Annotated in this window: 7 protein-coding genes; all 7 read left to right on the forward strand. The window is 36.2% G+C overall.

Annotated elements, in window-relative coordinates; translation table 11 throughout:
* Positions 1-380 (forward strand): hypothetical protein (locus JHC30_01025; protein MCI4462736.1); only part of this gene is annotated, 380 nt, incomplete at its 5' end.
* On the forward strand, positions 377-523 hold the full coding sequence (locus JHC30_01030; protein MCI4462737.1) for a hypothetical protein: 147 nt from the start codon (positions 377-379) through the stop codon (positions 521-523). The genes JHC30_01025 and JHC30_01030, both read left to right, overlap by 4 nt.
* Before the next feature lie 83 nt (positions 524-606).
* On the forward strand, positions 607-1,917 hold the full coding sequence (locus JHC30_01035; protein ID MCI4462738.1) for a nucleotide sugar dehydrogenase: 1,311 nt from the start codon (positions 607-609) through the stop codon (positions 1,915-1,917).
* A complete protein-coding gene (locus JHC30_01040; GenBank protein ID MCI4462739.1) occupies positions 1,914-2,930 on the forward strand; it encodes a Gfo/Idh/MocA family oxidoreductase in 1,017 nt (338 codons plus the stop codon). The genes JHC30_01035 and JHC30_01040 overlap by 4 nt, the downstream gene beginning before the upstream one ends.
* Complete coding sequence (locus JHC30_01045) at positions 2,927-3,664, forward strand: hypothetical protein (GenBank protein MCI4462740.1); 738 nt, start codon at positions 2,927-2,929, stop codon at positions 3,662-3,664. The genes JHC30_01040 and JHC30_01045 overlap by 4 nt, the downstream gene beginning before the upstream one ends.
* A gap of 10 nt (positions 3,665-3,674) precedes the next feature.
* Complete coding sequence (locus JHC30_01050) at positions 3,675-4,808, forward strand: DegT/DnrJ/EryC1/StrS family aminotransferase (protein MCI4462741.1); 1,134 nt, start codon at positions 3,675-3,677, stop codon at positions 4,806-4,808.
* A gap of 285 nt (positions 4,809-5,093) precedes the next feature.
* Positions 5,094-5,190 (forward strand): nucleotidyltransferase family protein (locus JHC30_01055; GenBank protein ID MCI4462742.1); only part of this gene is annotated, 97 nt, incomplete at its 3' end.

Raw genomic sequence — 5,190 nt, forward strand, 5'->3', positions numbered from 1 at the left:
TTTTAACTCTTTCATCTCAGATTGAAATTTTGAATTCGGAAGTAACCCAGATTTCTAAACAAATACTTCAGATGCAGAAAAGTAGTTCAAAAGCTGAATACTTTTTAGAGTCATCTTTACTGACAAATTTATATGAATCAATGTTAAGCAAGAAAATGGATTTGGAAAATACAGTCACCGACCTTAAATCTCAGCTTAGTATATCGCATGAATTTGAATATCTTCAACAGCCCTATGTTTCAGATACTCCTGTAAAGCCTAACAAAAAATTAAATATTTTGGTTTCAGGTGTTGCAGCACTCTTCTTCTCAATTTTGCTTGCATTCTTTCTTGAGTATATGCAAGGCACGCAGGGTAACAAAGAGGTTGCAAAGAAATGAAGGGTTTCGGTGATTTCTCTACATCGTTTATCAAAAACGACCGAACGATGCTTCACATTCGTTTTGTTGCAGAGTCCATTGGTGCATATGTTAATTGGTATCAAGCGGATAAAAGCATTTTAATTGTTTATCCGAAGGAGTAGAGAAGGCTTTTGGGTGAAAATTATAATCCTTGCAGGTGGAAAAGATCTAATTCAAGGTCGCTTATATGAAGAAAGGGGGAAAAATGGAAGAGAAAGTTTCTAACAACACTGCCTTTAAGAAGATAGCGGTTGTAGGGTTGGGGTATGTCGGCTTACCATTAGCAGTTGAGTTTGCAAGAAAGGGAGTTGAGGTTGTGGGCATAGAAAGGAACCCGGAAAGGGTTGACGCTGTAAACAGTGGAAAATCATATATAAGTGATATCGTGGGCGATGCATTGGAAAATGTAGTTAAGAATGGTAAATTAAAAGCCTTTCAGGATTTTAGGAATCTTTCAGATGTTGAGGCAATAATTGTTTGTGTCCCTACGCCCCTAACTATAAATAAGGTACCTGATGTATCTTACATAATAAATACTTCAGAAAATATTGTTCCTTATCTCCATAGAGGTGATCTAGTAGTTTTGGAAAGCACGACATATCCAGGGACAACAGAAGAGGTAGTTTTGCCAATCCTTTCAAAAAGCGGGTTAAAACCAGGCGAAGACTTCTACCTTGCATTCTCTCCAGAACGTATCGACCCAGGCAACAAAGAATATCATGTTAGTAACATTCCAAAAGTTGTAGGTGGAATTAATGAAAAATCTACAGATTTAGCTGCAAATCTTTATAAAATTGTTGTGCCGGAGGTTTTTAAAGTTTCCTCCCCTAAAGTTGCTGAGATGACAAAACTGCTCGAGAACACCTTCAGGCTTGCAAATATTGCTCTCGTAGACGAACTTGCTATGCTTTGCGAGAGAATGGGTATTAGTATATGGGAAGTAATCGAAGCAGCAAAGACAAAACCTTACGGATTTATGGCTTTCTATCCTGGACCAGGCATTGGCGGTCACTGCATTCCAATTGACCCATTTTATTTACAGTGGAAGGCAAAAGAGTATGATGTTGATATTTCTTTTATAGAAATTGCAGGCAGAATAAATGACTCAATGCCAGATTATATAGTTCAAAAAGTTGCTTATGCTTTGAATTCAGAACGCAAATCAATTAATGGAAGTAAAATATTAGTTTTAGGAGTTACATATAAAAACGATATTTCTGACACAAGGGAGTCCCCATCGTTAAAGATAATTGAGAAACTTGAAAAATGGGGCGCTAATGTTTCGTATTATGACCCTTATGTGCCTAACCTAAAAATTGGTGAAAGAATTTTTAATAGCATTAAAGACCTTTCCAGAGATATCTTAAAAGATTTTGACTCTGTTGTAATTCTAACCGCACACTCAAATATTGATTATGATTTAATTTATGAGAATGCACATATTATTGTAGATACAAGAAATGCAATAAAGAAAAAGAGAAAAGGCTTATTTAAGTTGGGAGACTCAAGTCTATGATTAAAGTAGGTTTTATTGGCGCAGGAAGAATTACTACTGCTCATTTGAATGCCCTTAAAGAACTAAAAGACACATATTTGCCTGTTGCAGTTGCAGATCCTATGGAGGATAATGCAAGGAACATCGCAAAAAATTTTGGTATTCCTAATACATATATCGATTATAGAGAAATGCTTGATAGAGAAAGGCTTGATATTGTTGTCGTAGCCGCTCCTAATGGATTACATTACAAGATAAGCAGGGATGTATTAGAAAGAGGAATAAATGTTTTGGTTGAGAAGCCTTTAGCTTTGAGTTATAAAGAAAGTAAGAGTCTCCTTGATATTGCAGATTCTAAAAAACTTTTTATTGGAGTTGTCCTTCAGAAAAGATTGTTACCGCTTTATAAGAATTTGAAGGGCGCAGTTTGCGGAGAGAAATTTGGAAAGATTTTCTTGATACATTTATCTTTAAGGTGGAGCAGGTCAAAAGAATACTTTGCAAATTCCTGGAGAGGCACAAGGGATATGGACGGCGGACTTATTTTTAACCAGGCGATCCATGACATTGACATTCTCGATTACCTTTTTTCAATAAGAGAAATTTTTGCTTACGGAGGGACATTTGTTCATCAAATAGAAACTGAGGATAATATTGTTGGAGTGTTTAAGACAAAAAGCGGTGCTATAGGAAGTTTTGAGTTTACTATAAGCCTCAACGAAAAGAATATGGGAGAAGTTATAGAAGTGTTGGGGGAAAAGGGAAGGTTTATCTATGGAACAGGAGAGTATGAAAAATTGACAACCATTCCAGATTTTCTCAACCTAAGTGATAAAGATATTTCAATATCAAAAGAACCGACACTCAATGGCACCGGGCATAAGTTTGTTTACGAAGAAGTAGCAAAAGCGATAAAGAACGGTGATGAATCTCCCATAAGTGGAAAGAATGTTTTGCATTCAATAAAAGTTGCGGAGGGTATTTTGAATTCTATAAAAACAAATGAAAGAGTTGTTTTAGAGGAGGAAATATGAGCATAAGCAGTAAAAGTAAGGTTATAAATCCAAAGTTTGTGGGGGAAAATGTTGTAATTGAAGATGATGTTTTTATTGAGGAAGGCTGCTACATTGGGCACAATGTAGTTATCCATAGTGGTGTTAGAATTGGTAAAAATGTTCTTGTTGATGATAATACTGTTATTGGCAAACGCCCGATGCATTCTCCAGCAAGTGCACTTCCTCCTTCAGAGGCTCTATCATCTACGGAAATTGGGGACGATTGTCTCATTGGCGCAGGTGTTATAATATATATTGGTGTAAAAATTGGCAAAAAGGTATTAGTTGCAGACCTTGCAACAATTAGAGAAAATGTTGAAATTGGAGATTATACAATTGTTGGGAGAGGCGTTGCGGTGGAAAACTTCTCGAAAATTGGGAGCCATTGCAAATTAGAAACGAATGCCTATATTACAGCCTATTCTGAATTAGAAGATTATGTTTTTGTTGCCCCAATGGTTACTACAACGAACGACAACTATATGGCAAGAGGAAAAGAAAGATTCAAGCACTTTAAGGGAGTTACAGTGAAGCGTGGTGGAAGAATAGGTGCAAATGCAACAATTCTTCCTGGCAAAACCATAGAAGAAGAAGGTGTTGTTGCTGCAGGCTCTGTTGTAACTCATGATGTCCCAAGCAAAAAGATAGTTATGGGTACTCCTGCAAAAGTTTATAAGGATGTACCCGTTGACCAACTTCTTGAAAACCAGTGATAGGTGAAAAGTGAAAATTCCACAGTTAGACCTTGTTGCGCAATATAAAAGAATAAAAAATGAGATTGACGAAGCCATTTTAAAAGTACTTGAAAAGGGTGAGTTTATTCTTGGAGAAGAAGTAAGGGCATTAGAAGAGTCAGTTTCGAAATTTGTTGGCGTTAAGCATGCAATAGGAGTTGCTTCAGGAACAGATGCACTTCTTCTTTCTCTTATGGCTATTGGCATAAAAGAAGGAGACAAAGTCATTACTACTCCTTTTACTTTTTTTGCAACTGCAGGAAGCATTGCAAGATTAGGTGCAAGACCAATATTTGTTGATATCGACTTAAATACATATAATATTGACCCTAATAAACTTGAAGACTTCCTAAAGAAATCCTATACTCCCAGAATGAAAGCAATTATTCCTGTTCATCTCTACGGGCAATGTGCTGATATGGATCCAATTATGGAATTAGCAAAGAAATATAACTTGAAAGTTATTGAAGATGCTGCACAGTCTATTGGTGCAACCTACAAAGGCAAGCAATCTGGAAGTATTGGTGACACTGGATGTTTCAGCTTCTTCCCATCCAAAAATCTTGGCGCATATGGTGATGGTGGAATGGTTGTAACAAACGACGATGAAATAGCCGAAAAAATAAGGCTTTTGCGTGTGCATGGGGCAAAACCAAAATACTATCACTCAATGGTTGGAATTAATAGCAGGCTTGATGAAATTCAGGCAGCGGTACTAAATGTAAAATTCAAATATTTGCCTCAGTGGATTGAGCAAAAAAGAGAAAAGGCAGAATTATATAATAAATTGTTCAAGGAAAACCTGGGGGATAAAGTAATTACTCCTTACGAAGCACCATATAACTACCACACATACCACCAATATACAATAAGAGTTCAAAATAGAGATGCTTTAAGGCAATATTTAACAGAAGCAGGCATAGGAACGGCAATATATTATCCACTGACTTTGCATTTGCAGAAATGTTTTGAGAATTTAGGATATAAGGAAGGTGATTTCCAAATGTCCGAAAAAGCAAGTAAAGAAGTATTAAGTTTGCCAATGTACCCAGAACTTGAAGAAAATAAACAAGTGGAGGTAGCTAAAAAAATTAAGGAATTTTTTGAAAAGGAAACAAAATGAGCGGCGGTAAACCCGATAAAGCTGTTTCAGTTTTAAGAACTCTCCCTCAGTTTATAAAACACTTGCGCGGTTGTTTAAAAGATTCAGAGAGGAGAGCTATAAAGAAATTATGGTCTACACAAATATTAAAAGCGCAAGGCTTTGTCCGTTATCATGGGAAAGGTATTCAAAGAATCTTTTTAAATTTGTTGATAATATTTCCCTGATTAAAGCATCCTGCAAGAGGGAATTAAAAATTGCTGACCCTGAAAATATAAATTAGAATTACAAACAAGGAGGAAAAGTATGAAGGGTATAGTTTTAGCAGGTGGCACAGGTTCAAGGTTAAAGCCTTTGACAAATGTAACGAACAAACACCTATTACCAGTTGGTAAGTACCCAA

Source organism: Caldisericum sp., from assembly GCA_022759145.1.
Classification (GTDB): Bacteria; Caldisericota; Caldisericia; order Caldisericales; family Caldisericaceae; genus Caldisericum.

Excerpts from the sequence above, each read along its gene's own strand:
- JHC30_01030 (MCI4462737.1), top strand. The coding sequence starts at position 377 with ATGAAGGGTTTCGGTGATTTCTCTACATCGTTTATCAAAAACGACCGA.
- JHC30_01035 (MCI4462738.1), top strand. The coding sequence starts at position 607 with ATGGAAGAGAAAGTTTCTAACAACACTGCCTTTAAGAAGATAGCGGTT.
- JHC30_01040 (MCI4462739.1), top strand. The coding sequence starts at position 1,914 with ATGATTAAAGTAGGTTTTATTGGCGCAGGAAGAATTACTACTGCTCAT.
- JHC30_01045 (MCI4462740.1), top strand. The coding sequence starts at position 2,927 with ATGAGCATAAGCAGTAAAAGTAAGGTTATAAATCCAAAGTTTGTGGGG.